3 protein-coding genes are annotated in these 4,218 nt (G+C 69.7%); 1 reads left to right on the top strand and 2 read right to left on the bottom strand.

Annotated elements, in window-relative coordinates; genetic code table 11:
* Together I0Q12_RS27750 and I0Q12_RS27755 are read right to left on the bottom strand one after the other, a co-directional pair.
* Positions 1-2,039 (bottom strand): GNAT family N-acetyltransferase (locus I0Q12_RS27750; RefSeq protein WP_374068809.1); only part of this gene is annotated, 2,039 nt, incomplete at its 3' end.
* On the bottom strand, positions 2,032-3,306 hold the full coding sequence (locus tag I0Q12_RS27755; RefSeq protein ID WP_197256703.1) for an acetoin utilization protein AcuC: 1,275 nt from the start codon (positions 3,304-3,306) through the stop codon (positions 2,032-2,034). The genes I0Q12_RS27750 and I0Q12_RS27755, both read right to left, overlap by 8 nt.
* A gap of 102 nt (positions 3,307-3,408) precedes the next feature.
* Between I0Q12_RS27755 and I0Q12_RS27760 the strand changes: the two genes are divergently transcribed.
* Positions 3,409-4,095, top strand: a complete 687-nt coding sequence (locus I0Q12_RS27760; protein ID WP_197256705.1) for a metal-dependent transcriptional regulator — start codon at positions 3,409-3,411, stop codon at positions 4,093-4,095.
* The last annotated feature ends 123 nt before the right edge of the window (positions 4,096-4,218 follow it).

Consider the following 4,218-nt stretch of genomic DNA (forward strand, 5'->3'; position numbering starts at 1 on the left):
CGCGCCCGCTCCGGGTCGATGCCGGACGGACGGACCACCTGGGAGGTGGGGCGACTGCGCCATTTCGCGTACCGCCACGCCCGGGCCAGGGCCCGGATCGCGCGTTCCGGCCCCGGATAGGACGGCACCGACCCGCGGATCGGGTTGCCCTCCGCGTCGCGGACCGCGAGCACGTCCGGGATGCCCTCGGTCGCGAGGAACGTGCTGACCACGGGCTTCTCGGAACCGGCGACGACGTCGCGCAGCGCCTGCGCGTACGGTTCGACGGTCACGGCGACCGGCGGCACGAACACCGCGATCACGGCGTCGACGTCGGGCGCGTGCACGGCCTTCGCGACCGCGTCGGCGAATTCCTGCGGGCTGGCCTGGGCACCCAGGTCGTTCGGGGTTCCCGGCTGCAGTCCCTCGCTGCGGGCGGCGTCGACCGCCAGCATCCCGAGCGCGGTCGAGTTCCCGACGACCGCGACGCGCGGGCCCGCGGGCAGGGGCTGGTAGCCGAACAACAGTGCCGTGTCGAACAGCTGCGCGATGGAGTCGACCTGCACGACACCTGCCTGTTCGAACAGGTCCTTGACGATGGTGTCGTCCATCTCCCCGGTGTTCGCGGCCAGCGCCGGCGGCACCGCGTGGCGGCCGCTCTTGACCGCGACGATCGGCTTGCTCCGGGCGACTCGGCGGGCGATGCGCGAGAACTTGCGCGGGTTGCCGAAGCTCTCCAGGTAGAGGAGCACGACTTCGGTCGCCGGATCTGTGTCCCAGTACTGCAGCAGGTCGTTGCCGGACAGGTCGGCGCGGTTACCGGCCGAGACGAAGGACGACAGCCCGACACCGGTCTTGGCAGCCTCGTCCAGGATTGCGATGCCGAGCGCGCCGGACTGGCAGAAGAAGCCGACGTTGCCGGCCGGCGGCAGCACCGGAGCGAGGGTCGCGTTGAGCCGCACGGCCGGGTCGTTGTTCGCGACACCGAGCGCGTTCGGCCCGATCAGCCGCATGCCGTGTGCCCGCGCCGCGTGCGCGAGGCGACGTTCGGAATCGCGGCCCTCCGGACCGGTCTCGCCGAACCCGGACGACACCACGAGCAGGGCCTTGACGCCCTTGGCGAGACAGTCGTCGAGCACGGCGTCGATGCCCTCGGAGGGTACCGCGGCGATGGCGAGATCCACCTCGTCGGGAATGTCCCGCACGGTCGGGTAGGCGCGCACGCCGCGCACCGAACGGTGTTCGGCGTTGACCGGATAGACGGGTCCGGTGAATCCGCTGCGCAGCATGTTCACCAGCACCGCGTTGCCGACCTTCCGGCTGTCGGTGGAGGCACCGATGACCGCGGCGCTGCGGGGGCTGAGCAGGTTGCGGACGCTGCGCGCCTCGGCGGCACGTTCGCGGGCGTTGCGCACCGACACCAGCGCCTCGGTCGGGTCGATCGCGAACTCGAGGCGGACCACACCGCCCTCGAAACTGCGGCTGACCTGGTATCCGGCCTCACGGAAGACTGTGATCATGTTGCGGTTCTCGGCGAGGACCTCCGCGACGAACCGGTGGATGTCGTTCTCCGCGGCCGCCCCGGCGAGATGCTCGAGCAGGATGGGTCCGAGCCCGCGTCCCTGGTGCGCATCGGCGACCGTGAACGCGACCTCGGCGGATCTGCCGTCTCCCTCACCGGGCAGCCCCTCGTACCGGCCGACGGCGATGATCTCGTCGCCGAGCACCGCGACGAAGGCGACGCGTTTGTGATGGTCGACGACGGTGAAGTTGAACAGATCCTTCTTCGAGATCGTCGGGTAGGGACCGAAATAGCGCAGATACCGCGTACGGTCGGAGAGTTTGGAGTGGAACTCGAGGAGCCGTTCGGCGTCCTCCGGGACGATCGGCCGCAGGTGCACGGCCCCGCCGTCGGAGGCCAGGACGTCGGCGACCCAGTGACGGGGGAAGTTTCGCGCGACCTCGATCGCGCGCTCCTGGGCTGCCTTCTTCTCCGCTTCCGCTGCGGCCTTCGCCGCGTCCGCCTCCGAAACAGCGGGCGTGCCGTCGGGATCAGTCACGGGGGTCCTCCGGATCCAGGCCGAGCAGGGGGAAGGCGGCACGTCGCGTGGCGATGATCGCCGAATCGATCCGGGTCAGGGCTCGATCGAGGGAGGCGATGCCGGTCTCCGGGGTGCCGCCGGGACCGTCCCATTTCAGATAGGACACGTCGCCGCCCTCCCCCATCGTGGTCGGCAGATCCACCCCGGGTGCGATCGTCGCGACCCGTTCGCGCCATTCCTCGGGAACGGCGGTGGCCGGATCGATCTCCCGATCGAGTGCCGCCGCGATCAGGTGGGTCCACGCGCGGGGCACGACGCGCACGAGGCCGTATCCGCCGCCGCCGACGGCGAGCCAGCGGCCCTCGCAGTACCGGTCGGCGAGGTCGCGCATCGCAAGATAGGAGGCGCGTTGCCCGTCGACGGTCAGCGACAGGTCGGCGAGGGGATCCTCGCGGTGGCTGTCCGCCCCGCACTGGCTGATCAGGATCTGCGGCCGGAATGCCGCGATCGCACCGGGAACGATTGCGTGAAATGCGCGCAGCCACAGCGAATCCACCGTGCCGGGCAGCACCGGAATGTTGATGGCCGTGCCCTCGGCGGCACCGGAGCCGATCTCGCTGGACCATCCGGTGTTCGGCCACAGGGTGGCCGGATGCTGGTGGATGGACACGGTCAGCACCCGGGGGTCGCCGAGGAAGGCGTGCTGGACCCCGTCGCCGTGATGGGCGTCGACATCGATGTAGGCGATGCGGTCGTAACCCTGGTCGAGCAGCCACGAAATCGCGATCGCCGCGTCGTTGTACACGCAGAACCCGGCGGCCCAGTCGGCCATGGCGTGATGCATGCCACCCCCGATGCTCACCGCGCGCACGGCGCGCCCGGCGGCGATCTCCCGCGCGGCGGCCAGCGTGCCGCCCGCGAGGATCGCACCGGCCTCGTGCATGTGCGGGAAGATCGGATTGTCCTCGGTGCCGAGGCCGTGGGCGGCATCGGGTTCGACGTGCCCGGAATCCGGTTGCTGCGCACCGGCGCGTTTCACCGCCTCGACGTATCCCGGGGTGTGGATCCGCAACAGCTCGGCGTCGGTTGCGGCTGTGGGCCGGACGGTTTCGACGCCGTCGAGCAACCCGATGTTCCGGGACAGCGCCATCGTCAGATCGAGTCGTGTCGGGTTCATCGGATGGGTCGGGCCCCATCGGTAGCCGAGATAGTCCGGGCTCCACACCACAACGCGATCGCCGTCCAGATGTGCCGAACCGCCGGTCGCGGTGGATGTGGTGGTCATGCCTGCAGACGCTACTGCGCGGCCCCGGTCGACGCGAGCACCGCGCGGCCCCACCGCACGTTTCGTCCGGCTAGAATCGGCCGCAGACGAAGGGGTGTGAGAGTGAAGGACCTGGTCGATACCACGGAGATGTATCTCCGGACGATCTACGACCTGGAGGAGGAAGGCGTGGTGCCCCTGCGGGCGCGCATCGCCGAACGCCTCGAGCAGAGTGGGCCGACCGTCAGCCAGACCGTTGCGCGGATGGAGCGCGACGGTCTCCTGCGCGTGGCCGGCGACCGCCATCTGCAGTTGACCGAGAAGGGCCGCGACCTCGCGGTGTCGGTGATGCGCAAGCATCGCCTGGCCGAGCGGCTGCTGGTCGATGTGATCGGACTCGACTGGGAGAACGTGCACGCCGAGGCGTGCCGCTGGGAACACGTCATGAGCGAAGAGGTCGAACGTCGCCTCGTGGAGGTTCTCAACAATCCGACGACCTCCCCGTACGGCAACCCGATCCCCGGGCTGGCGCAGCTCGGACTGAACCGTCCCGTACCGGAGGACGAGAAGCTGGTGCGGCTGACCGAGATCCCGCCCGGTAAGCCGACCGCGGTGGTCGTGCGACGACTGGCCGAGTACGTGCAGTCCGATCCCGACGTGATCGCGCGACTGCGGGAGGCCGGAGTCGTTCCGGACGCGCGCGTTACAGTCGAGACGAAGCCCGGGTCGGTGATCATCACGGTCGCCGGCCACGAGGGTTTCGAACTGTCCGACGAAATGGCTCATGCCGTTCAGGTGAAGCAGGTCTGATCGAGGTCCTCTTCGCCGGCGGGTACCGGGCCGGCGAAGAGGGGTCGACGATCGTGAAGCTTCTGGTGACCGGCGGTGCCGGATACGTGGGTAGCGTGTGCAGCACCGTCCTGCTCGAACAGG

It is taken from the genome of Rhodococcus sp. CX (genome assembly GCF_015865005.1).
In the GTDB taxonomy this organism is placed as follows: domain Bacteria; phylum Actinomycetota; class Actinomycetes; order Mycobacteriales; family Mycobacteriaceae; genus Rhodococcus.